21 protein-coding genes are annotated in these 22,744 nt (G+C 45.8%); 17 read left to right on the forward strand and 4 right to left on the reverse strand.

The window, feature by feature from the left end:
* Window positions 1–112 precede the first annotated feature (112 nt).
* The 4 genes from AC1DE7_RS13545 (at window position 113) to AC1DE7_RS13560 (ending at window position 6,377) form a co-directional block, all read left to right on the forward strand.
* A complete protein-coding gene (locus AC1DE7_RS13545) occupies window positions 113–1,780 on the forward strand; it encodes an S-layer homology domain-containing protein (RefSeq protein WP_477534562.1) in 1,668 nt (555 codons plus the stop codon).
* A gap of 48 nt (window positions 1,781–1,828) precedes the next feature.
* The gene (locus tag AC1DE7_RS13550; protein ID WP_036617361.1) at window positions 1,829–3,253 is read left to right on the forward strand and encodes a glycoside hydrolase family 1 protein; all 1,425 of its coding nucleotides are present in this window, start codon (window positions 1,829–1,831) and stop codon (window positions 3,251–3,253) included.
* Window positions 3,254–3,486: 233 nt separating this feature from the next.
* Complete coding sequence (gene licT, locus AC1DE7_RS13555; RefSeq protein ID WP_036617363.1) at window positions 3,487–4,338, forward strand: BglG family transcription antiterminator LicT; 852 nt, start codon at window positions 3,487–3,489, stop codon at window positions 4,336–4,338.
* Window positions 4,339–4,466: 128 nt separating this feature from the next.
* Window positions 4,467–6,377: a beta-glucoside-specific PTS transporter subunit IIABC gene (locus AC1DE7_RS13560; protein ID WP_477534563.1), complete on the forward strand. Its 1,911-nt coding sequence runs from the start codon at window positions 4,467–4,469 to the stop codon at window positions 6,375–6,377.
* 72 nt (window positions 6,378–6,449) lie between these two features.
* On the opposite strand, the gene AC1DE7_RS13565 is transcribed toward AC1DE7_RS13560, so the two are convergent.
* Complete coding sequence (locus AC1DE7_RS13565) at window positions 6,450–7,352, reverse strand: LysR family transcriptional regulator (RefSeq protein WP_477534564.1); 903 nt, start codon at window positions 7,350–7,352, stop codon at window positions 6,450–6,452.
* A gap of 184 nt (window positions 7,353–7,536) precedes the next feature.
* Between AC1DE7_RS13565 and AC1DE7_RS13570 the strand changes: the two genes are divergently transcribed.
* Both AC1DE7_RS13570 and AC1DE7_RS13575 read left to right on the forward strand, forming a co-directional pair.
* Window positions 7,537–8,124 (forward strand): ankyrin repeat domain-containing protein, encoded by a 588-nt coding sequence (locus AC1DE7_RS13570; protein WP_127550067.1) that lies wholly within the window; start codon window positions 7,537–7,539, stop codon window positions 8,122–8,124.
* Window positions 8,125–8,173: 49 nt separating this feature from the next.
* On the forward strand, window positions 8,174–9,517 hold the full coding sequence (locus AC1DE7_RS13575; protein WP_477534565.1) for a uracil/xanthine transporter: 1,344 nt from the start codon (window positions 8,174–8,176) through the stop codon (window positions 9,515–9,517).
* 73 nt (window positions 9,518–9,590) lie between these two features.
* Here the strand turns inward: AC1DE7_RS13575 and AC1DE7_RS13580 are convergent, their stop codons facing one another.
* Window positions 9,591–9,968, reverse strand: a complete 378-nt coding sequence (locus AC1DE7_RS13580; protein ID WP_036617371.1) for a PilZ domain-containing protein — start codon at window positions 9,966–9,968, stop codon at window positions 9,591–9,593.
* Window positions 9,969–10,156: 188 nt separating this feature from the next.
* On the opposite strand from AC1DE7_RS13580, the gene AC1DE7_RS13585 reads away from it, so the two are divergent.
* The 7 genes from AC1DE7_RS13585 (at window position 10,157) to AC1DE7_RS13615 (ending at window position 14,642) form a co-directional block, all read left to right on the forward strand.
* Window positions 10,157–10,624 (forward strand): DUF6386 family protein, encoded by a 468-nt coding sequence (locus AC1DE7_RS13585; RefSeq protein ID WP_477534566.1) that lies wholly within the window; start codon window positions 10,157–10,159, stop codon window positions 10,622–10,624.
* A gap of 28 nt (window positions 10,625–10,652) precedes the next feature.
* Window positions 10,653–11,333 carry a hypothetical protein gene (locus tag AC1DE7_RS13590; RefSeq protein WP_477534567.1) on the forward strand — a complete coding sequence of 227 codons (681 nt, stop codon included), beginning with the start codon at window positions 10,653–10,655 and terminating at the stop codon, window positions 11,331–11,333.
* 28 nt (window positions 11,334–11,361) lie between these two features.
* Window positions 11,362–12,009, forward strand: a complete 648-nt coding sequence (locus tag AC1DE7_RS13595) for an SMI1/KNR4 family protein (RefSeq protein WP_315371483.1) — start codon at window positions 11,362–11,364, stop codon at window positions 12,007–12,009.
* Window positions 12,010–12,023: 14 nt separating this feature from the next.
* Window positions 12,024–12,350 (forward strand): hypothetical protein, encoded by a 327-nt coding sequence (locus AC1DE7_RS13600; protein WP_315371484.1) that lies wholly within the window; start codon window positions 12,024–12,026, stop codon window positions 12,348–12,350.
* Between the two features lie 36 nt (window positions 12,351–12,386).
* Window positions 12,387–12,788, forward strand: a complete 402-nt coding sequence (locus tag AC1DE7_RS13605) for a hypothetical protein (RefSeq protein ID WP_405157692.1) — start codon at window positions 12,387–12,389, stop codon at window positions 12,786–12,788.
* A 173-nt stretch (window positions 12,789–12,961) separates the two neighbouring features.
* Window positions 12,962–13,510 (forward strand): sigma-70 family RNA polymerase sigma factor, encoded by a 549-nt coding sequence (locus AC1DE7_RS13610; RefSeq protein ID WP_477534568.1) that lies wholly within the window; start codon window positions 12,962–12,964, stop codon window positions 13,508–13,510.
* Window positions 13,500–14,642 (forward strand): DUF4179 domain-containing protein, encoded by a 1,143-nt coding sequence (locus AC1DE7_RS13615; protein ID WP_405157691.1) that lies wholly within the window; start codon window positions 13,500–13,502, stop codon window positions 14,640–14,642. Before AC1DE7_RS13610 ends, AC1DE7_RS13615 begins: the two co-directional genes overlap by 11 nt.
* Before the next feature lie 123 nt (window positions 14,643–14,765).
* On the opposite strand, the gene AC1DE7_RS13620 is transcribed toward AC1DE7_RS13615, so the two are convergent.
* The gene (locus tag AC1DE7_RS13620; protein WP_477534569.1) at window positions 14,766–16,751 is read right to left on the reverse strand and encodes a beta-galactosidase; all 1,986 of its coding nucleotides are present in this window, start codon (window positions 16,749–16,751) and stop codon (window positions 14,766–14,768) included.
* Window positions 16,752–16,865: 114 nt separating this feature from the next.
* Between AC1DE7_RS13620 and AC1DE7_RS13625 the strand changes: the two genes are divergently transcribed.
* The 4 genes from AC1DE7_RS13625 (at window position 16,866) to AC1DE7_RS13640 (ending at window position 22,228) form a co-directional block, all read left to right on the forward strand.
* Complete coding sequence (locus tag AC1DE7_RS13625; RefSeq protein ID WP_477534570.1) at window positions 16,866–17,708, forward strand: helix-turn-helix domain-containing protein; 843 nt, start codon at window positions 16,866–16,868, stop codon at window positions 17,706–17,708.
* 290 nt (window positions 17,709–17,998) lie between these two features.
* Complete coding sequence (locus AC1DE7_RS13630; RefSeq protein WP_036617386.1) at window positions 17,999–19,042, forward strand: pectate lyase family protein; 1,044 nt, start codon at window positions 17,999–18,001, stop codon at window positions 19,040–19,042.
* Between the two features lie 302 nt (window positions 19,043–19,344).
* A complete protein-coding gene (locus AC1DE7_RS13635) occupies window positions 19,345–20,823 on the forward strand; it encodes a methyl-accepting chemotaxis protein (RefSeq protein ID WP_477534571.1) in 1,479 nt (492 codons plus the stop codon).
* 196 nt (window positions 20,824–21,019) lie between these two features.
* Complete coding sequence (locus tag AC1DE7_RS13640; RefSeq protein WP_477534572.1) at window positions 21,020–22,228, forward strand: GNAT family N-acetyltransferase; 1,209 nt, start codon at window positions 21,020–21,022, stop codon at window positions 22,226–22,228.
* 118 nt (window positions 22,229–22,346) lie between these two features.
* Here the strand turns inward: AC1DE7_RS13640 and AC1DE7_RS13645 are convergent, their stop codons facing one another.
* Window positions 22,347–22,712, reverse strand: coding sequence for a VOC family protein (locus AC1DE7_RS13645; protein ID WP_076328197.1), 366 nt, complete (start codon window positions 22,710–22,712; stop codon window positions 22,347–22,349).
* Between the last annotated feature and the right edge of the window lie 32 nt (window positions 22,713–22,744).

Here is a 22,744-nt window from a genome sequence, read left to right on the forward strand (position 1 = left end):
TTAGTGTTTAATGGAATTTAATGTTCCTGAGGGCCTGCTGATTAGCGTTTGTCCGCTTTTTTATGTGCTGCAAACATTACATATGGAGGGATATCTTTTGAAAAGATGGAGTATGAACACAAAAAGTATGGGATGGATGCTTGCCCTGACACTAAGTCTGAGTGTGATCTGGCCAGCAACCGTTGGTGCGGAAAGCACCCAGGTTACTCAAATCCAGGCCAATACCTATGTTGGTGATCCTGGAGAGATGGTAGAGTCCTTTGACATTACTGTAGCGAATCCGGAGAAATATCAGAATCTGAAAGCTTCAGACTTCGAAATTACTGGCAATTATGATGGCTATCCTTTAAATGAAGTGGAAGAGATCATACAAAATGAGTATGAAGATGACGGAATAAAATTGACAATTACGGATCATACCATCCATATGGCGGTAAAGCCTTTTAAATATCCAGGTGGATTTAAGTCAGCATTTGCAGTCAAAAGCAAGGCGTATCCTGAACTTTCTTTTGACGATAAAAATGTAAATGTAGTCAAAACGCGTACGGTCGATGAGTTTGAAAAAGGACAATTTACAGGCAGTAATGGTGCGAACTTGTCCTATCAACTGAAACGAAGCACGTCCGAAGAACCGAAGCCGCTCATGGTATGGCTCCATGGTGGTGGCGAAGTTGGTACGGACGGGCGCAGCCATCTTACTGCAAATCGTGGAGCTGTAGTCTGGACGGAATCGGGGTATGATACTTCCGTACTGGCCGTACAGTATCCTGAGAATTACAGCTTCAAAATCTATGATAACCCGGAGCAACTGGCCCAGATGCAGGCGTACTTCGTGGCGCAGTATGAGTTGATTCAGAAGCTGGTTGCTGAAGGTGAAGTTGATCCGAATCGGATCTATCTGTCTGGTGTTTCCAGTGGCGGTGGTGGTGCCTTCCGTTTCTTGACACAATATCCCGATCTGTTTGCTGGAGCGATTATTGTAGCGGCCAAGGATACGGTAGCGGATTACACCGGATCTGTTGAAGCATTCAAAAAAGAACTGAAAGATATTGTGGATGTCCCAGTATGGATTATGCATGCCAAAAATGATCCAACCACTGACAGCCGGACAAGCTCTTTGGCTTATCAGGCTTTGACTGAGCTTGGAGCCAAGCATGTCAATATGACGCTGTATGACGATGCATACATGGATAGCCAAAGACTGTACGGTGGCATGAAGCATTGGTCATGGGTACCGGCTTTTGACAACAAAGAAGTACTTGCCGACCTGTTCCAACTAAGCAAAGGAACTTCAGGGGAACAGGATGGAGGTAACATAGAGCATGGAACAAAACCAACTGAGCCTGTGACAAGAGCGCAGATCGCCCTCGTGCTTGCCGACAAGTTAAATCTTCCTAAAGTATCCGAATCTGTTTACCCGTACACAGATTCTGCCCCTGAATGGGCTCGTCAGGCCATCGCAACAGTGACTAAGGCAGGATTGATGAAAGGTGTCAGCAATCAGATATTTGCCTCGGGAGAGGAAGTAACACGTGCACAGATGGCAGTGATCGTAGACCATATTTTGACGAGTCGCGGCTGGAATGATGCAGACGAGTCAACTGTAGTATTGTTCAAGGATTTGAATGATAAGCATTGGGCTTATGAAGCCGTTCAAAATAGTGCCAAAGCCGGTATTATGTCCGGTATGTCCAAAGATCAATTTGATTCATCGAAGTCGGTTACAGGTGCTCAGCTGGAGCTGATTCTGCAACGATTGGAACAATTGCCAACAAACTAAGTTCAATAACCAACTTTATAATGATAAATAATGAGAGGAATGATTGATATGACTACACCATTTCCGAAAGACTTCCTATGGGGCGGCGCTGTAGCAGCCAACCAACTTGAAGGAGCTTATAATACAGATGGCAAAGGTCTGTCTGTTCAAGATGTAATGCCACACGGGATTACAACGCCTAGAACGGAAGCACCTACAGAAGATAACCTGAAACTGATCGGTATCGATTTCTACAACCGCTACAAAGAGGATGTTAAATTGTTTGCTGAAATGGGCTTCAAAGTGTTCCGTACATCTATCGCTTGGTCCCGTATTTTCCCTAAAGGTGATGAATTGGAGCCAAATGAGAAAGGTCTGCAATTCTACGATGACCTGTTCGATGAGTGCCACAAATATGGTATTGAACCACTCGTAACGATCTCTCACTATGAGACACCGCTGCATCTGTCCAAAACATATGATGGCTGGGTTAACCGTAAAATGATCGATTTCTACGAGCGTTATGTAACAGTGCTTTTCAACCGTTTCAAAGGCAAAGTTAAATACTGGCTGACGTTTAATGAAATCAACTCCATCCTGGAGGAACCATTCATGAGCGGCGGCATCTATACGCCAAAAGCTGAACTGTCCAAACAGGATCTGTACCAAGCGATCCATCATGAATTGGTAGCCAGTGCGTTAGCTGTGAAACTGGGTCATGAAATTATGCCTGAAGCCAAAATCGGCTGTATGGTACTGAGCATGCCTACGTATCCGTTGACTCCGAATCCGGATGATGTGGTTGCAGCGATGCATGCGGAACAGCGCAATGATATCTTTGCTGATATCCATGCACGTGGATACTATCCAAAATACATTAATCGTTATTTCAAAGCGAATAATATCAATATCAAGTTTGAAGATGGCGATGCTGAAATTCTGAAGCATACCGTAGACTTTATCTCGTTCAGTTATTATGTAAGTATCTGTGAGACTGGTGATCCCGAGAAACGTATCGAAGGCAAAGGAAACCTGTTCGCAGGTGTGCAAAACCCTTATCTGAAAGCGAGTGAGTGGGGCTGGCAGATCGATCCGCAAGGACTGCGCGTAACCTTGAACAAATACTGGGACCGTTATCAAAAACCATTGTTTATTGTCGAAAATGGTCTGGGCGCAGTCGATGAGCTGATTACGGACGAAAATGGCAATAAAACGGTGAACGATGATTACCGTATTCAATACTTGAATGACCATCTGGTACAGGTTGGCGAAGCTCTTGAGGATGGCGTAGAAGTGATGGGTTATACGTCATGGGGCTGTATTGACCTGGTAAGTGCTTCAACAGCAGAGATGAAGAAACGTTATGGTTTCATCTATGTAGACCGCAACAATGACGGTTCAGGAACATTGGATCGTTACAAGAAAAAATCATTCCATTGGTACAAGGAAGTTATTAGTACAAATGGCGCAAGTCTTAAGAACAACAACGAGTAAATACTAGTTCTATAAGCATAGTTGTGCAAGCACCTTCTGATGTCACATTAACGCACATTAACCGCTTTCACAAAAACATTGTCATATGGATAATTATATGGTAAGATGGGCCTAAGGCTAATGAATACTGGATTGTTACTGTTCAATCAGGCAAAACCAGAAGCGGGGCATATTTCGTGACCTGCTTTGGTTTTGCCTTTTACTACTTTGACGGTGCAAGGTGATGTGAAGAAATGAAAATTGAGAAGGTGCTGAACAACAACGTAGTTACCGTAATTGATCCGGGAGGAAACGAACTGGTCGTTATGGGACGTGGAATTGCCTTCAAAAAGCATACTGGTGAATCGATTGACGAGAGTCTCGTCGAAAAAATATTCTCGCTTGAAAGTAAGGAAGTATCACAGAAACTTAAAACACTTCTGTCTGATATCCCGGTTGAATATGTCGAGTGCTCGGATGAGATTATCCGTTATGCCGAGACGGTGTTAGGTGAGAAGCTGCATGAAAGCATCTACATTTCACTGACGGATCATATTCATTTTGCCATTGATCGACATCGTCAAGGATTGCAGATCCGTAACGCATTGTTCTGGGAGATCAAGCGCATGTACCGGAAGGAATATGCCATTGGACTCAAGGCGCTACAGATTATTGAGGAAACATTAGGTGTCCTGCTACCCGAAGACGAATGCGCATTCATTGCAATGCATCTGGTTAATGCCCAGATGAACGGTGAGATGAGGGAAACGATCAGTATTACGAACATCGTTAAGGACATACTTAACATCGTAAGACGTAGCTTTGTGATTGAACTTGATGAAGATTCATTGAGTTATTATCGATTTTTAACTCATCTGAAGTTCTTTGCCCAACGTGTGTTGCAAGGAACGGCGATTGAAGATAAAGAAGTAGATAATCCGCTTCATGACTTGGTGAGCAAGCAGTATCCGGAAGCACATGCATGTGCAGTAAGGATCAGTGACTATACGCGTAAGATCTATAATCGGGTGTTGTCCAAGGAAGAAATACTGTATCTGACCATTCATATTGAACGAATTGTCAGAAATGAACAAACAATTGAATAAAGTTGGGATTGTTACTGCTAAAAAGGCAAAACCTAAACGTTGAATAATGATAAGCTTTTCTGCTTTGTCATTATTCAGTGTTTAGGTTTTTTTTTAACCTTCATTACACATAAAAGGAGCAAAACACAATGGATAAACAACAATTGTCCAAGGATATTTTGAAGCTTGTTGGTGGCGAAGAGAATATCGATCAAGTCACACACTGTATGACAAGACTCAGATTTAACCTGAATGACAACCAAAAAGCGGACAAAGCGACGCTGAAAAATACACCAGGCGTTATGGGCGTTATGGAGAACGGTGGACAGTTCCAGGTTATCATCGGTAACGATGTGCCTATCGTGTATAACGCACTCGTTGGCAACATGTCCAAATCACCAAACGCAGATAATGCAACCTCAAGCGCTTCAACTGGAGAAAAGAAAAAGAGAAATCCGATAAGTGCGTTGTTCGACTTCATCTCAGGTATGTTTACACCAATCCTGCCTGCGATTACAGGTGCAGGTATGATCAAAGGGATCGTGGCTATCCTTGTCGCACTTGGATGGTTGTCCAATACTAGTTCAACCTATATCATTTTGTCGGCAATTGGTGACGGTGCCTTCTACTTCCTGCCAATCATTCTGGCGATCAGTGCTGCACGTAAGCTGGGTAGTAATATGTATATTGCCGCGGCGCTTGCTGCGGGCATTATGCACCCGACCATTACAGCATTGCTGGCCGATGGTCATAACTCATCCTTTATGGGGATTACAGTCATAGCGGCTACGTATTCTTCTACAGTTATTCCAATTGTTCTGGCCGTTTGGATTGCTTCATATGTTGAGAAAGCCGTTGATCGTGTTATACATGCTTCACTTAAGTTACTCATTGTTCCAACAGTTACCTTGTTAATTATGGTTCCACTGACGTTGATGACAGTAGGTCCATTGGGTACGGTTCTTGGTAATGGTTTGTCCGGTGGTATTTCATGGCTGTTCGATAACATGTCCATCTTCGCAAGTATCCTGATTGGTGGTACGATGTCACTGCTGATCATTACAGGTATGCACTATGCGTTGCTGCCAATCGTTGTTGGTTCAATGACAACACTGGGTTACGACTTTATTATTCCACTGATGTTTGCAGCTAACTTGGCACAAGGTGGTGCAGCATTTGGTGTAGGTCTCAGATCGAGAAATAGCAAAACCAAATCCCTGGCCTATTCCACAGGTCTTACGGCTATTATGGGGATCACGGAACCAGCGATGTATGGTATCAACATGAAGTTCAAAAAACCATTTATCGCAGCTCTCAGCGGGGGTGCTATTGCTGGTGCATTCATGGGAATCTTCAATGTTAAATCGTATGTTATTACAGGACTTGCAGGTCTGCCGAGTATTGCGGCATTTGTCAGTCCAGCAATTAGCACATTGATTTATGCTTTGGTTGGTGGTTTGATTGCCATCGTAGCGGCAGCAATCATTACGTATATCTTGGGCTTCCAAGAAGAAAATGCATCGGAGCCAGTAGCTGCACCAGCAGCTGAGCCGGCAACACCACCAGCAACAACTTCTGCTGCTGTAACTGAAGAAGCAAAAGCACAAGATGAGCAAGTATTCAGCCCGATTACAGGTGAAGTTAAACCGCTGAGCGAAGTTCCAGACCCTGCGTTCTCTGAAGAGATTATGGGTAAAGGATTCGCGATTCAACCATCTGAAGGTCGCGTCGTATCTCCGATCAACGGAACCGTGTTCTCGTTATCGAAGAGTGGACATGCCATTGGTCTGGTAAGTGATACAGGCGCAGAGATGTTGATTCATATCGGGATTGATACCGTGAAGCTGAAAGGTCAATTCTTCTCTCCTAAAGTTCAAGCAGGTGCGAAGGTTGCTGTAGGTGATGTACTGATGGAGTTTGACCGGGAACAGATCGAAAAAGCCGGTTACACAACGATTACACCAGTCATTATTACAAATATGCATCAGTATGAGTCGATTGAGTCTGCTGGTCGCACTACGATCAAAGAAAAAGACTTGTTGTTCACAGCTAAAGCTTAACTATAAAAATGAAACAGCAGCTTCACTGGAATGTAATCCGGTAAAGCTGCTGTTTTTTTTGCTTATAGCCTTTTACACGGGAAGCATACCCTGCACCAGTTGCACAAAGTGTTGTGCAGGCTTGGACAGATAACGGTTCTGCAGCCAGACCAGCGCCGAACCGACCGTGGAATGCTGATCCTGGATGCGATATACGTGGAATGGGTGCTCGTGATATAGCTGTAGTACCGTGTGAGGCACGATGGAACTGGCGAAGCCGAGTCGGACCAGCTCGAGTAACATATTAATGTCTGAGCACTCACCCATGATGGAGGGGGTAACCTGATGCTCCCGAAACTTGTCCAAAATTAGCTCGAACATACCGAGTCCTTCTGTGCTTGGAAGCAGTAGAGGGATACCTGTAAGCTGCTCAAAATAAGTCCCCATCTCCACTCCTGGTCCCATCTCTGTCGGACTATCAAGCGGTGTTGAAGAAATGTAGAAAAGGGGTTCCTGTGGCAGATGCAGCACCTCATAACGTTCAGTCTGGACAGGCATGCGTACACAGGCAAGTTCAACTTTGCCATCTTCCAGCAATCGGCATAATTGCGCAGATTCATTTTGTTGAATTTTATAGGTAACCTGTGGGTGGGTGGTGCGAAACTGTTGCAGTGCTTGCGGGATCAGGCGATCCGATATGGTATTGATGCCGATGGCGAGTTTGCCCCGTATGCCGTGACGGAAACTTTGCATCTCCATTACAGCTTCCTCCATATATTTGGTCAAGGTAACCGCATAATCATAGAAGCTGCGACCCGCCTGCGTTAGCTCCATTATACGTCCTTTGCGTTCAAACAAAATTACGCCAAGCTCTTCCTCCATTAACTTTAGCTGCTGACTTAAGGGTGGCTGAGCCATGTGCAGTCTTCGAGCTGCGGCTGTAATCTGTTTCTCCTCAGCAATGGCAATGAAATAGCGACATTGTTTGATATCCAAGTGGTTGTTCTCCTTCGCCTGCAATGTATATGTAATTCATATGGAAAGGCAACAAAACATGTATTTTTAATATACTACGATCTTATGTTACCATACATTAGATTTGCATACCTGACTAACAGGGTTTGGTTTCTATATGAATATTACTGCATGAGAAAGACCTTGAATTGGAGGATAAAACAACGTGGTTAGAACAATACATGATGCTGCTCAAGCGGGCCATACCGATGAGGTCATTCGATTTATCACACAACAGGGTAACCGGTTGAACGAACGGGATACATTGGGGCGGACACCTCTGCTGGCAGCGGTGCACGGTAACAAGATAGACACGGCAAGGATGTTAGTGGACGCCGGAGCCGACATTAATCTTCGGGATGCACGATTGGACAACCTGCTGTTATACGCGAGTGCTGAGGGTATGTATGACATGGTCGAATTGGCGATTACAGCAGGTGCAGATACGAGGTTAACAAATCGTTTTGGCGGCACAGCTCTTATCCCAGCAGCGGATCGGGGCCATGTGGACATTGTGGAGCTTCTGCTGACACGCAGTGATGTGGATGTGAACCATATCAACAACCTGGGGTGGACAGCCTTGCTGGAAGCGGTCATTTTGGGAGATGGTGGGCCGCGTCAGCAGCAGATTGTTGCCTTGCTTTTACAATATGGTGCAGATCCAAAGATTGCGGATCGGGACGGGATTACACCGCTTGCACATGCGAGCCGGCATCGGTATGCCGAGATGGAACGACTATTAACCCAAGTCTGAAAAGGCTATACATTTATGATACAGAACAGTGAAAGGATATTCCAAACGAATGAACAGACATCAAGAGCATTTTTTACAAAAGAATATGAAGGACGTATCTTCACTGATTTTGGCAGGTATACAGTGGTTTTTCTTCCTGTTTACCAATACCGTTGTTGTTCCGCTATCCATTGGACATAATTTTCATCTGTCTCCGGATGCCATCGCTACCTCCATGCAGCACGCATTTATCCTTACCGGAGCAGTGTGTATTCTTCAAGCCGTATTTGGTCATCGATATGCGATTATGGATGGTCCGTCAGGGTTATGGTGGGGATTGACGCTAAGTTTGACGGTATCTGCTTCATCGGCCGGTATGAGTCTGGAGCGTATTGGCGGTGGACTGGCTGCAGGTTTTTTGTTAGCGGGATTAACGATGGTGATTCTGGGCTGGCTGGGAGCGGCGCAAGTGCTGCAAAAGCTGTTCACACCTATGGTGAAGAGTGCCATGTTGTTTCTAATGACGATTCAATTAACGATGAATTTTTTCAAAGGTATGATTGGATATACGGAGTTTGGCCGTTTCGATCTGCCTGTTGCCGCATTATCCGTTGTCATTGCATTTTTGGTGGCATGGATTCAATTAAAGGGTAGGGGGAAACTGGGGAACTACGCGATCCTGATTGGGATTGTGGCAGGCTGGATCGCTTATAGTCTATTGTTTCCTGGACAACATGGCGGACAGCCTAATCAGGCCCCGGCTGGTCTCGAACTGTTTCCGTGGGGAGCACCCAGATGGGAACCGGGTATTGTCATTACTGCATTTTTCGTGGGACTGGTGAACATGACGAATTCGATCACCACATTAAGCACAGTTGAGAAACTATACCGGACAGAAACAACAAGCCGTCAGTATAGGCATTCCTATGCGCTAACGGGTCTGTTCACGATGTTGTCAGCCTGTGTAGGTGTGCTGCCCTTTGGTTTATTTGCATCATCGATCGGATTCCTGGAGAGTACTCGCATTCTGCGTCGTGCTGCCTTGATTATTGGAGCGGGGATGTTATGTGTGATCGGTCTTACACCTTCAGTGACAGCATTTTTTGCACAAATACCACCAAGCGTCGGCAGTGCGGTTTTGTTCGTGGCTTATCTTCAGATGTTTGGCACGGCACTTAGAACGCTTGAAGGTACAACGTTTAATTCTAAAACGATCTATCGTGTAGCGCTGCCGGTCCTCACGGGAGTTGCGGTCATGAATATTCCTGCGGAGGCCTTTCAAACTTTGCCCATGTACCTCATTCCGATCATAAGTAATGGTCTCGTCATAGGGGTATTGGTCTCACTGGTTCTTGAAAAAACCGTGAACTGGTCCAAAATGGAACAACCAGCGACAGTTAGTAAAGCGGCATAAAGAGTTTCATCTTGCGACAGTCCAATTTGATTGGGCTGTTTTTTTGTTTTGTTACAGGTTTAAGGCTATTTAACTATTTCACGATGATTTTGCCTTGTCCTGCAAGCATTCGCATCTCTCTAGAGAGACGGTCCTGGTTCCCATCCTGCATTTCGAGTTGAACCCCATAGTGCCATGAGGTATTTTTTTCTTGACCCCAGCGGAGAGTGCCTTCCATATATAGAGGGTCTTCAAAAAGCAACATATTCATTCCAATCCGAATATCGTTATTCTCTACAGGAAGGGATAGCGGAAATGACAGCTGACAGCCGGATCGACTGATGTCACAGAGTTCAGCCTGAATGGGCTTGGCTGGTGCGTTAACCCCGTTGATGCTGAGAATATAGATCTCAAAGTGGATCGGTTCCTTCAATGTGTATCGAAAGGGTTCTTTTCTATTGTTAATTGACATGGCTTGGCTTCCTCCATCAGGTTCAAAAAAAGTCAGTTATGCTTATATCGACCATTTGGAGCGAGAAATGAAGAGTTGCGCAAGCAGAGATGGTCCGAGGGTTCCTTTTACACGTGTATCAGGCTTGATATAATGATGGAATATATTTCTGAGGTCAGACTTGGATCAGACAGAAGGGACGGGTGAATATGAGAGGAACATTTCAAATGGTTACAGATACGGCAACATTGTGCCTGTATGATCTGGCAGCGTTGAAACATCGTGCCGAGGATACTTCGGACTGGTGGTCCATTCCAGTGGATGAGCTGGCTGAGGTGAACGCAGGTCATTGTCTGTTCCTGAATCTGGGTGCGGATGGAGTGTATGAGGTGGAATGGAGCCTGGAGGATGTAGAGGAGGATTCAGATCCAGATCACGGAGCGGAACGGGAAAAGGTGTATCATCTGCAAGTTCCGTCTGGGCACGTCTATCTGGGAGCGGCGGATGATGTCACTGGAGGTGAATTGGAGCCGGATGAGACGTGTGAAGGGGTTCTGTTCCAGTTAAAGCCTGGAAATTATGCGTGTATCATCTCCAGAGAAGCCAGTCGGATCACCATTGTCATGACACCAAGTATTCAGGGAAATAACACGCTGGATGAATTAATCCGGATATAGTGTACATATACGAACAGGAGGGATTCATATGCAGGAATGGAACGAGATAACGATGATGAATGCAGATGCCCTGCGTAAACAAATGAGAATGCTCGCTGCTTTGGATATCATCTTTTCGGAGGAAAAATGGTTACGCGTACATCATTATGAAGCTGAACTTCAGCCAGGTGTGGCATGGGGAAACATCAATAACGGCGCAGGTGATCATCTGCATGTCTTGTTTACGGATTCGGGCACGTTGATCAAAGGATTCGATCATGAGTCACCCTTGAGCCCACATGCTCGTGAGGACGGAGAAATCTATCCGGGCATGTACGATGAAGTGCCGGAGACGTTGATGGCTGTTCTGCGAGATCAGGAGGAAACATTGGATCTGGAGGATGTGACCTTTTGCCTATGGAAGGAAGGGAACGACTTGCCATGGAAGGTTGGTAACTGGATTCAGCTGGCGATGGCCGAGGAAGACAAAGCGGACGCCAGAGGTGGCGCAGAATTTTTACTGGGATATTTGGAGAAGAACCCGGTAGATTACGTTGATTGGGCCAAAGGGTACTATGACTTGCCGGATCTGCCGTTGGAAGCCGTAGCTGAAGTATATGAAGGAAAACCGGTGACCGTCAGCCTGATTAAGCAGTTGTGTCCTGAGCGAGATGTGGCAGCCACACTGGGTGAGTTGCAGCAACGCGGGTACCCCGTCGAACAAACTTAACAGAGTAAAGAAGGGAGGTAGGGAAGCCATGTACAAAGTGCAACTGGAGCGTATGCGTGAAAAGTTGATCACTCTCCGAAGTCTGGACCCGGATCTGGAGCTGTTTGGTGCAGAAAACCATGAATATGAAATGGCACCTGTATGGACGCAGGAGGATATTACGCAATTTGAACAGAAATGGCGAATTGAGTTGCCGGAGTACTATAAGGTATGGCTTCTTCATATGGGAACGGGTGGTACAGGACCTTATTATGGTCTGGAAAACCCGGATGACGGCGTATACGCTGTGCTGGGTTATAACGATGAGCTGAACGCGGTCTCGGACCCTTTCCAATTCACGGAAGCATGGAACTGGAACTATGACTGGTTCGATGACAGCAAGGAAGAAGAGGAATGGGAAGCGCTGGAACATGAATATTTTGATCCAAAATGGTCGGCAGGCATGCTGCGCATCAGTGATTTTGGCTGTGGCATCTCCATGAATCTGATTGTTAAGGGAGCCTCCTACGGAGAGATCTGGGTTGATGACCGGGCTAACCGCAATGGAATCTATCCTGATCAGTATTGGGGCAATACGAATCGATTACATTTTCTGGACTGGTACGAGTTGTGGTTGAATCGTTCGATCCATCAAATGCATGAACAAAAGCAACAATCTGGAGCGAACGAAGTCTGAAGGAGGTTGTACATATGGGCTGGGAATATGGGATTAGAACAACGGAGCCTGCGATTTTACCTGAAGTCGTGAAGCGTTTGGCAAATTCATTAAAATTTACCGAAGTGTATAGTTTGGAACACCAAGCCAACGGCTTTGTATTGAAACGTGAAGATCCTTCCTGGCCTAGAGCACTTGAAGTGTGGATAGAAAAAGCTTCCGGGTTTGAAGAGATTGTGGATGGGGATTCGTATATATACTGTTTGTTTCATATCTGGGGTGAAGAGGCGCGGAGCTGGATGCATCAGATGGAGCAAGAAACCAGACAGGTTGATGGTGGTTTAATCTGGTTTGAACTCTGAGCGGTAAGAGATTTGCCTGAAACAGGAGGAACATATATGGCTAAAAAATCAAAGAGAACAATTCCTTCGCTCATATATCAATATCAAGGTCCACAGCGAAATGTGGGTTTTGTTTTATCCCCTTTATACATAGAAGAATCGGTTGAAGTAGAGATGGAAGACATGCTGTTCATATATAATGAAGACTTTGACTATATTTGTCCTGCATTGGATCGTGTATTTCCCTTAACTGACCCGCGAACTGGAGAAGAGATGAAGGCACTTGATCCCTGCTGGGAGAATCCGATTACGAAGGATGTGTGGGTGGGGATTTTATCAGAGCTGGATCAACAGGTGGTTGCAGAGCCAGAATTACGGAATTTTTTGAATCAGTTCACAGCTTGGGTGAGAAATCATCTGCAATTGGCCGACGGGATCGAAGTCACCGGCAATTTGTAAGTTAGTTGATCTTGGATTGTTCATTTGTGTACGTAATTCAGTATATCGGCGGCCGAAGTGCTATGTAATCAAGCTCCCTCATGATGATGGCGGAGCTTTTTTTGATGAATAAAAACCGTTTGCTTCACTCACCCGTCTTATACCACAGAAAGAGAGAGAAGGAGGGATGCGGGGTGGAAACAAAAGCAGAGATAAACCAGAGGATCTATGTGCAGACCGAAGACGAGACGGCATTTGTGCAATCTATTATGGAACATCAAGATACGCTCATTTCTATTGCCTATAGCTACCTGCGTAACCGGCAAGATGCGCTGGAAGCTGTGCAGGAGATGACGTGCCGGGCTTGGATCAAACGTCGTACGCTGAATAATGAGAAGGCGTTCAAGTCGTGGATGATTCGGATTCTCATCTATGTCTGCATCGATGAACAGAGGCGCCGCAAGCGGGCGACACCTCTGGCGAAGGAGGATATGGAGGACAGCATTCCGGCATCTTGGATGATTAGTGTTGACGATAATCGAATCGCTATGGAATCTCTTTTGCAAAAGGTGAAACCGAAATATCGCCATGTACTACTGCTGAAATATTATAACGACATGACACTGACGGATATTGCCTCGATCCTTGGCAAACCAGAAGGGACGATCAAGACCTGGCAGCACAAGGGACTCCAGCAGTTGCGCAAGTTGATGAAGAACAGGAGGGATTGGCATGACCACTAACCCGGAGGAGAAAGCACTTCTTGCAGACGCATATCAGGTGAAAAGAGAGAAACAGCAGTGGAATCCGGCGGACACGACTGCTGCGATTCAACGTGGTATCGCAAAGGCCAGAACAAGACGATCAGGTAGGATCGTTCGTGTCAAATGGATTACGGCAGTGCTGGTCACGGTCCTTGCTGCAGGTTGGTTTCTTACGGGCCCGCTTGGAAACTATGGGCAACAACCGGCAACATATACTGAGCCTGTCACCCATTGGGGTGTACTAGAGCCCTTTCGTGGCCTGCTAACTTCGGATATGGATAGTGCCACGATTACTTCAACGCTAAATCATGATTATGTGCAACTCGTGGATCGGACGGTTACATCGGGCATATATCAGTTTACCGTGAATGCGGTTCTGGCAGATGAGAACAGGATAACGGTATTGTATACCGCCAGAACGGATGCTTCGCAAGAGATTTATTCGATAGTCAATACCAAGATGACGGATGCAAGAACAGGTTATGTCCTTGATAACGGAAATATAGGAGGTATGCATTTTTCGAAGGATAAGCATACCATTTATGGCCGGAATACAATTGAGCGTAATCGAAATAAACCGCTCCCTGAGCAAGTGAATCTTCAGTTCCAGCTTTCTTCCGTTGTTCCAGATGTGGTGGGAAATTCAGAAAAAGGGGAAAAGGAACGGAAATATAAATATTCCCAAAAAATGAATCTTTCTTTTGCACTGGATCCCAAATTCTCTATCCCCAAAACGGAAATCATCAACGTTAATCGGACCTTTACCGTTGGAGGCTATGAGGTCTTATTGTCGGAGGTGGAGATGTCTCCGCTAGTAACGCGGGTCAAATTTGTCCATGCACCTGATCAAGAGATGGACTACAAAACGAAGTTGTCGCTCAACGAGATCGTTTGGCCTATCGAAATCATTTCGATCTCCAGGAATGGGAAGCAGACCAAGTTATCCATGGTAGGCGGGAGCGGAACGGAAGACGGAATGATGTATTCTTTCAGCAGCAATCTGCTGGACAATCCGGAGTCAATGATATTAATACTTCGTGGCAAACCAGATAAGGTCTACGATGATTTACAAGAAGCCAAGAAGGATGAACTGAAAATCAAAATCAAATAAGATGAACTAACTGGAATAACTCTTATTCGAATTGGTAGACGTTAGTGAAGTAAGTGAAGGGATGTCCCGCAAGGTCGTAAGCCTTGTGAGACATCCCATCTTAAATATGACAAGCTGCTGATCTTATACAGTTAAAATATCTACTCCCAGAGCTGGAAGGGTCAACTTCTGATCCAATCTCTCGCTGGTCAACAAGCTGCGATAAGGAACGTCCAGCGTAATCTCTCGTTGCTCATTCGTCAAATTGATCAGAAATAGGAAGTTTTGCTCCCCCTTCGTTCGAATCGACAGCTCGACACCTTCCGGCAGCTGGATTTTGGGCGCCAAATCCTTTTCCTTCAATATGCCTTCAAACAACTGATAGAAATACGATGGCTCCGGCCAAGTGCCGACATAATACACTTCACCTTCACCAAACTTATTGACAGTAACCGCCGGTACACCCTCGTAAAAGTCGTTGTCATACCAGGCGATTGGCTCTGCCCCTCGCAGTTCCAGTAGATCACACCATTGCTTCGCAGCGAATGTCTTGCCCTCAGCGTTCCGTATCCGATGCTCACTGTTGCCGATGGCATCATATTCACTTACGACAACACCCGCCGCTTCACCCAGTAGCCCCGGCAGAGGCAGCATCTCACATACATTCCTCATGTTCTTCACGCCAGTCCGATTGGTAAGAACAACCGTACCACCCTTGGCTGCGAATCGCTCCAGCCGCTGTGCTACTTCTTCACTTAACAGGAAGAGGGAAGGGGCAATGACCAGCTTGTACCCATCGAGCTCCTCAGTCCAGTTGATAACGTCTGTACCGACGCCCATTTTCAGAAATGCATTATGCATAGAGGACAAGTTGTCTAAGTAGTGCATTCCCCCTTCCGCCTGCGGCTGAAGGGAAAGCGCTGTGTGCTGATCATGCGAATGCAGAATCGCAACCTGGGTAACAATGGTTGAGTCGGCGAGCATTTCTCCTAACCGGTTCACCTCGCGAGTAAGCTCAGCAAACTCCCTGAACCTGCGTCCAGGAACATTGCTGTGGTCGATCAGCCCATGCCAGAACTGTTCCGCTCCGACGGTAGCACTCCGCCAGCGGAAATGTACGACCATATCGGCACCGCGAGCGATTGTCTGCCAAGAGCGAGCTCGGATCAGTCCAGGATACGGCGTGCGCTGAATCGGCATCCAGGCGCCCTGCGCTCCGCTGAGCTGTTCCATTACCCAGAAATTCCGACGTTTGATACCGCGAACCAAGTCCAGCGTAAGCGCTCCGTTCCTCGGAAACAGATCGCCATAATCGCGATACAGCTCATTCGGATAATAATCGACAGAGACGAAGTCCAATTCGTTGTGCATATCATAATAGTCCAGGCTATTCGGATATTGCCACATGTTATGCGTCACGAATTGATCTGGACAGTTGCGACGTAAAATCTCAAGCTGCCATCCCAGCAGATAGCCTACGCTGTCAGAACAAAATCGTTTGTACTCCAGAAGATAGGAAGGATTCATCGGTTTGCTGGCACCGAGTGGTGTTGTTACCTCAGCCCAGCTACTGTACTCACCACTCCAGACGACCGTACCCCACTCCCGGTTCAACTCCTCCAGTTTGGAATAACGCTTTTGCAGCCAAGCAACAAATGCACGATTACATGTATCACAATGGCATTCTTGGTAGTGCATCTCGTTATCGATTTGCCAGCCTATGACGGCGGGATGCTTACCATAGCGCTGTGATATCGCTTCCACAAATTTGGAGCCCAGCATTCTCAAGGAAGGGCTGTTGTTGCAACGATGTCCACGCACACCTGGCCGAATGATGTGGCGTTGTTCATCCATGGGCAGCACATCCGGATAACGGGTTGTCATCCAGTTTGGCGGGGTATTGGTGGGGGTGCATAACACAATTTCCATACCACGCGAAGCGAATACTTCTATGGCCGCATCCAGCCATTCAAACTGATAATTCCCCTCAGTCGGTTCCATTCGGCTCCAGGCGAACTCCGCCATTCGCACAACTGCAACCCCTGTCTGTTGCATAAGTATGGCATCTTTCTCCCATAACTCCGGGGTCCATTGCTCTGGATAATAATCAATTCCGATCTTAATTGTCATCCTGTGATCTCCTTTATTTATCAATATATTGCGATTATATGTTATATTAATTCGAGTGAATATCTTAAATAATTAATATGATATAACAATATTAAGATTAGGAGAGTTAGCCGTATGCCTCATCCCAATCGTAATTTTCCGGTGTTATCTTCCCGAGACAAGCTGCTCCCTTTTTATTTACTTGGCATCGGCCTGCATCATGAACAGGAGCATATCCGCCGAGACCAAGGCATTGAGGATTATCAGTGGATACAATGCCGCAGCGGTGTGGGTAAGCTCAAGCTCAGTGAAACGGAACATATCGTCAAGCCAGGTATGGGCATGCTGTTATTCCCTGGACAGAAGCACGAATACTATGCGCTATCCGGCAGTTGGGAAGTCGACTGGATCATTTTCGATGGCAACGGGACAGCAAGCTTGTTTGAAACCGTTGGCATTGTCGACACATGCGTATACACGCTTGCACAGCCTGAATACCTTCTATCCCGAATGCGGGAGCTACTACAAGCTGCCTTAACACCACAAGAGCAGACATTAAGCAATTACGCCTGCTCCGCTGTCCTCTATACCTTATTGACAGAGATTATTCAACGCGTATCTGTTGAGGGCAGCGATACTGTCGGACAGCAGTATGAGCGAATAAAGCCGGTTCTGGACTATATTGAACAACATTATGCTGAAGAGATTACTTTGCCAACGCTTGCTGGATTGATCTGTGTTACACCAGAATATTTCTGTCATTTGTTTAAGAAAACGACAGGTATTCGTCCCATCAGCTATGTTAATCAGGTAAGAGTCAACAAGAGCAAGGAACTGCTGCTCGATAATGTGCAACGCGGGATGGAGGATATCGCTCGTCAAGTCGGTTTCGAATCGGCCAGCTATTATGGAGCCATCTTCAAGAAGCTGGAACGAATCACACCTGGCGCCTTCCGCCGCAGCTATCAGAAGTCGTGACATATTATTATTCGCAAGCGAATGGTTTTTCGTCAGAGGCTTTAGGAACTGATCCAAGGGTGGATCAGTTCCAAGTTGGATCACATAGTACTCGTTAATAGAGCCGCTAATTAGCGGCTCAATTTTGTGTGAACGAATAGCATGGTTTTATGTTTTTTCACTATATCTGATCTGCTGTTGCATAAAAATGATAATTGTTGTCTTTTTGCAATTTTTGTATTGTCACAGCCAAAGTTACACGATATAATCGAGTTGTCTTTGAGGATAATATTATAAAGGATGGTGAAATTTTGAAGAAATTTTCGATGCTTTTACTCGCTGTAACTCTATTGTTGTTAACTGTCTCCACAGCCCCGTCTACATATGGTGCGGCCAGTTATCCAAACACAGGTACGAACGGGTTGACTGGTTTTGCAGGCAGTGCCAAGAATGAAAATGGTGTATCCAAGTCAGCTACGACAGGTGGCAAGAACGGTCAGGTGGTTTACGTTAGTAATCTCAATGACTTGAGAACACATATGGCGGGCTCTACAGCCAAGATTGTCGTCGTCGAACAGAATATTTCTTCCTCCACGCTGCAAAAGGTTGAATTTGGAGCGAACAAGACACTTGTAGGTTCCTTTGGCAAACATACATTAACGAATATTCATTTCAGATCCACAAGCAGTTCAAGCAATGTGATTTTTCAGAATCTGACTTTTGAACACGCTTCCAATATTAATGCCAATGATGATATCCAGATGTATATCACTTCAGGCTCCAATTACTGGATTGATCATGTGACGTTTGCTGGTCACAGCTACAGCTCTGGCGGTAGTGATCTGGACAAACTTCTGTATATTGGCGATCGCGCCGACTATATTACGATTAGCAATTCCAAATTTGCGAACCATAAGTATGGCGTCATCCTCGGTCATCCGAATGATGGTAACAGCAGTTACAATGGAGTACCTCATGTGACGATGTCCAACAATTACTTCGAAAACTTATATGTACGTGGTCCTGGGCTTTTAAGATATGGTTACTTCCATCTCAAAAACAATTATGCAAACAACTTTAATCAGGCCATCACAATTGGTGAAAAAGCACGGATTTATTCTGAAAACAACTACTTTGGTGCTGGCGCTGAAAAGGGTGGCATCTTGGATGACAAAGGAAAAGGTGAGTTTACGGATACGGGAAGTACACCAGCGCTTAATAGTCCGACTTCTCCTAAAACGAACTGGAGACCAAGCTCCAATTACAGTTATCAGGTAGAAAGTGCCAGCTACGCGCGTGAGTTCGTCACCAAGTATGCAGGCTCCTCCAATACGACACTTGTATTCGGAAAGTAAGAGCTTGTCCCGTATATTCGCATTATGCCAAAAAGTCTGTCCTATACGCCAAAACGTATAAGACAGGCTTTTTGTTTATAAAATGATATGTCTACATATCATTTTATAATTCATATTCATTTTAAATGTTGAATACCGATATACATAAAGTAGCGCTGGTTTCATACTTATGAAGTTAATATGTACTATGCTAAGGCGCTGCGTATTTGCGATTTGCACATAAGCAGGACCAAAGACTACTAGATGTAGTACAGAAAGGCCCTACAACTTACATTTAACCTACATAAAAGGACGGGGTATGCATGGATCGTATGGACGAAATTATTTGGAAAAGGAACAAATTAATCGGTATCATTTTGTGGATTATTATTGCCATTGGTATGGGGCTGGCCTTTACGATGCCGAAGTTACTTGTGTCCAATGGAGTAGCTCTGATCTTTGTAGTTTGGATTACATACGCTAATGCGAAAAAGAAACATATTCATCTCATTCCATGGCTGATTACTGTATTACTTACAATATGTGGAGTCTACGTCGGTTGGGGAACGGTCAATTTTGCGTTAAGTTTGGTCATAACCGCAGTTCTACTGTTATTTCCTAACAAGAAATTTTTTGTGGTTGGATTTTCGGTATTACTAGTCAACAGTGTTCTTCAATTATTTGTTATGAATACCGTTGACTCTGTTGAGCTAATAGGTAATATCGTTAATGTGGGACTATTCGCTCTCACCGGAGCTATTCTGATGCTGGTCTCACAGCTGAATCAAAGGCTCTTCCATGAAAGTGAAGTACGCCAGAATGAGGTGGAGCATTCTAAACAAAGAGTGGAAACCATGCTGGAGCGTGTGAAGGAATCGGTCGAAGGTTTATCACGTTATACGGATCAATTGAAGCAAAAGGTAAATGCGACTGGCTCTATCACCAATGAGGTGACGCTTGGGTTCAGTGAGGTTGCAAAAGGTGTTGAGTTCCAGGCGACCAGTGTGGCCGAGATCTCGGAATCCTTATCTGTGTCGGATCAGCATATCAAGGACGTTGCTTCGTATTCCCAGCAGATGAAAGACTTGTCCGCAAGTATGGCAACGAGCACGCAAACAGGAAGCACACAGATGGACCAGCTGAACATCCAGATGCAAGATCTATATGAGATAATCGATACAACTGCAAATGACATGCGAAAGTTCAACGAGGAAAGTGAATCCATGACGCTTATGCTGAACAGCATAGCGGATATTGCGAGTCAGACCAACCTGCTCGCGCTTAATGCAGCCATTGAAGCCGCTCGTGCGGGTGAGCATGGACGCGGGTTTGCCGTTGTATCAGAGGAAGTTCGCAAGTTGGCAGAGAACTCGGGTCAGTCCGCAAGTGATATCGGAACCATCCTGTCTCGATTAAAAGGACAAACGCAGGCACTGACAGATCGATTCGAACGTATTCGTCTATCGTTACAACAAGGAAGAGATAGCGTCCATACGGCAGAGGAAGTATTCCGTACGATCAACAGCAACTCTCAGCATGTGTTGAATCAAGCGACAGATATCGAGACTAGTTCGGCGACCATGAAGGAATCTTCCACCAGAGTTGTGAATGAGGTTTCCGAGATTTCGAGTGTAACGGAGCAATCCAGTGCAGCGACAGAAGAGATTCTGGCGAGCATGGAAGAACAACGTAACCTGACACAGAAGATGGTAGAGAGCTTTGGAGAATTGGAGCAACTGATTGTAGACCTGAATGAGTTAGTCTCGGATCATCAGGTTTCTTCCGTTGAGAATAAACTTTAATATTAATAGTTGAGGGCCTGTCGGTACGTATTTAGCGTACTAGACGGGCTTTTTTCATCTGGAATACAGCTTGATGCCGACATTTTTTTCCTATACAGTGATGTGTAGAGTATGAAGAGCGTAGAACTGAAACTGTAAATGGTAGTTAAAAGAAGATGTAACCTCATGGGGGAGTAGAAGGTTGAAGGATAAAGGAATGAAAGATAGATTGGACTGTGATGACAGTACATATGAGGTTAAGAATGATAATAGGGCTGCACGCGTACGTTTTTATGATCAGCAATCGTTCAAAGACATGGACTGGCCCGATACGGAGGATGGCAGATATGCCAGAGTCTATCTGGAACCTATGATGCTGGACGGAACCCAAAGCTTTATGTCCAATGTGGAAACGACATTGTTGCTCACCCGGATTGATGATCTCGTTATTCCGCTGACGGTGAATGATACAGAGTATGATAATGCTTACGTTTGTTCGCCATATACGCATTATGTGAGTTACGCCAAGCAGGAATTGACCATGTTGCAGAAGCCCGTGTTGGAAAAAGGTCTTTCTGTGCTGCTCAGTCTAATAGGTTGGGGAATGAAGCAATCGCAGATCAACAAAGTTGTGCATGTGAACAACTGGTTGTTGTCCACCAATCTGTATCCCGCCATGTCCGGTGAACAAGCAGAATGTTTGCTTGCAGCGGTACAAGAGCGATACCCTGAACATGTCATTGTATTTCGCTCCTTGTGTCAGGGACTTCATCCCGATCTGACGGCGAGGCTAACGGAAGTGGGGTGTCGACTAATTCCGAGCCGACAAATCTACCTGTACCAAGCGCATGATCCGAATTTTGGAAACTCGAAGTCACGCTGGCTGTTGAAGCGGGATTACGAATTATTGGGCAAGCATGGATACGAATTCGTTTCCGAATCAGATATGACGGATGCAGATATTCCGCGAATCGCGGAGTTGTACAAGCTGTTATACCTTGAAAAGTACTCCTATCACAATCCGCAATTCACTGAGCGGTTCATTGCTGCTGCGATGGCATCAGGGACACTCAGGCTCTATGGATTGCGGAAGGAAGGGCGCCTGGACGCGGTCATGGGTTATTTCTGCCGCAATGGAGTTATGACAACGCCGCTGTTCGGTTACGATACAGCGGTGCCCCAATCCGTCGGACTATACCGCATGTTATCAGCTTGTCTGATCGGACAGGCTCGCGAGAACGGCCATCTGTTACATGAGAGCGCCGGGGCTGCGCAGTTCAAGCGCAATCGCGGTGCTGTGGCGGATTTTGAATATTCGGCTGTGTATGAGCGCCACCTTCCATGGGGCAGACGCTGGTGCTGGCTGCTGCTTGATCGGTTGTTGAATTGCGTAGGTGTGCCGCTGATGCGCCGCATGAAGCTGTAAACAGACAAAAAACGTGCTTGCGCTGCCCGATGTAGGTGTGAGCTTGCATCTGATTTGACTGCACACTTGCACACACAACTGATCATCGTGATACGCACAATTATGTGCTCTCGCCTAATTAGACATGCTCTGCGAGTTGTACCTCGAAGCCATCTGGATCTGTAATGTAAATAAACCGCAGATGCGGATTGGGCTGGATGGGGCCACGCACAATCGGAATATTCAGCTCTGCCAATCGTTCCATGGCTTCATCCAGCGAGTTCACCTCATAACCGATCGACACGCCGGCCTCAGGTTTAAGAATCGATTCACTGCCCTCAATCAGTTCCAGTTTGGCTTCATTCTCCATGCCCAGCATGGCAATCTGCCGTCCTCGGCTTTCGAATCTGCGCTGAATGGGAAGTCCAAGCATATCGTGGTAGAACCCGAGTGAAGCTTCCAAATTACTGACCCTCAGCGTAATCCAGTTTAATTTGATCAACATGGTGAATCTCTCCTTTTTCTTGCATCATATGT

The sequence above is a fragment of the Paenibacillus sp. 10L310 genome (assembly GCF_056395745.1).

Coding starts and splice junctions, on each gene's coding strand:
- AC1DE7_RS13590 (WP_477534567.1), top strand. CDS start 10,653: ATGCAGGAATGGAACGAGATAACGATGATGAATGCAGATGCCCTGCGT.
- licT (WP_036617363.1), top strand. CDS start 3,487: ATGAAAATTGAGAAGGTGCTGAACAACAACGTAGTTACCGTAATTGAT.
- AC1DE7_RS13545 (WP_477534562.1), top strand. CDS start 113: ATGAACACAAAAAGTATGGGATGGATGCTTGCCCTGACACTAAGTCTG.
- AC1DE7_RS13560 (WP_477534563.1), top strand. CDS start 4,467: ATGGATAAACAACAATTGTCCAAGGATATTTTGAAGCTTGTTGGTGGC.
- AC1DE7_RS13550 (WP_036617361.1), top strand. CDS start 1,829: ATGACTACACCATTTCCGAAAGACTTCCTATGGGGCGGCGCTGTAGCA.
- AC1DE7_RS13635 (WP_477534571.1), top strand. CDS start 19,345: ATGGATCGTATGGACGAAATTATTTGGAAAAGGAACAAATTAATCGGT.
- AC1DE7_RS13645 (WP_076328197.1), bottom strand. CDS start 22,712: ATGTTGATCAAATTAAACTGGATTACGCTGAGGGTCAGTAATTTGGAA.
- AC1DE7_RS13585 (WP_477534566.1), top strand. CDS start 10,157: ATGAGAGGAACATTTCAAATGGTTACAGATACGGCAACATTGTGCCTG.
- AC1DE7_RS13600 (WP_315371484.1), top strand. CDS start 12,024: ATGGGCTGGGAATATGGGATTAGAACAACGGAGCCTGCGATTTTACCT.
- AC1DE7_RS13605 (WP_405157692.1), top strand. CDS start 12,387: ATGGCTAAAAAATCAAAGAGAACAATTCCTTCGCTCATATATCAATAT.
- AC1DE7_RS13575 (WP_477534565.1), top strand. CDS start 8,174: ATGAACAGACATCAAGAGCATTTTTTACAAAAGAATATGAAGGACGTA.
- AC1DE7_RS13580 (WP_036617371.1), bottom strand. CDS start 9,968: ATGTCAATTAACAATAGAAAAGAACCCTTTCGATACACATTGAAGGAA.
- AC1DE7_RS13615 (WP_405157691.1), top strand. CDS start 13,500: ATGACCACTAACCCGGAGGAGAAAGCACTTCTTGCAGACGCATATCAG.
- AC1DE7_RS13625 (WP_477534570.1), top strand. CDS start 16,866: ATGCCTCATCCCAATCGTAATTTTCCGGTGTTATCTTCCCGAGACAAG.
- AC1DE7_RS13640 (WP_477534572.1), top strand. CDS start 21,020: ATGAAAGATAGATTGGACTGTGATGACAGTACATATGAGGTTAAGAAT.
- AC1DE7_RS13595 (WP_315371483.1), top strand. CDS start 11,362: ATGTACAAAGTGCAACTGGAGCGTATGCGTGAAAAGTTGATCACTCTC.
- AC1DE7_RS13620 (WP_477534569.1), bottom strand. CDS start 16,751: ATGACAATTAAGATCGGAATTGATTATTATCCAGAGCAATGGACCCCG.